This window comes from Halorubrum sp. SS7, from assembly GCF_005435055.1.
GTDB classification, from domain to species: domain Archaea; phylum Halobacteriota; class Halobacteria; order Halobacteriales; family Haloferacaceae; genus Halorubrum; species Halorubrum salinarum.
This window is the reverse complement of the sequence record NZ_SGXV01000450.1, coordinates 1-333: the sequence shown is the minus strand read 5'-3', so window position 1 is coordinate 333 and position 333 is coordinate 1. Positions and strand designations below refer to the sequence as shown.

1 protein-coding gene is annotated in these 333 nt (G+C 68.5%); it reads left to right on the top strand.

The genetic code is table 11. From position 1 onward, the window contains the following. A partial coding sequence (locus EXE44_RS20515; RefSeq protein ID WP_158293517.1) for a hypothetical protein occupies window positions 1-333 on the top strand: 333 nt, incomplete at both ends.

The window sequence follows — 333 nt, the reverse complement described above, 5'->3', positions numbered from 1 at the left end:
AAGTCACGTTCGTCGGGATGGCGGACGCGCCGAAGGGAACCCGCGTCGGCCTCGAAGTCCAGCTGAAGGACGGCAGCCTCTTCGGCGCCTTCCTCGGAGCGCTCGTGGGGGCGTTCGTCGGGGTCCTCCTGAGCCTCATCCTCGTCTTCGTTCTCCCCCAGCTCATCCCGGTCCTCGTCGTCGCCGGGGTCGCGGGAGGCGCGTACGTCCTGTATCGCGGGATGGCGCCAACGGAGTACGCGACGGTTACCGTCGACACGGACGGCGGCGTGGTGATGTCGAACCGCGACTACGAGGCGGGGGACTTCGACGACGTCCTGGACCGACGCGTCT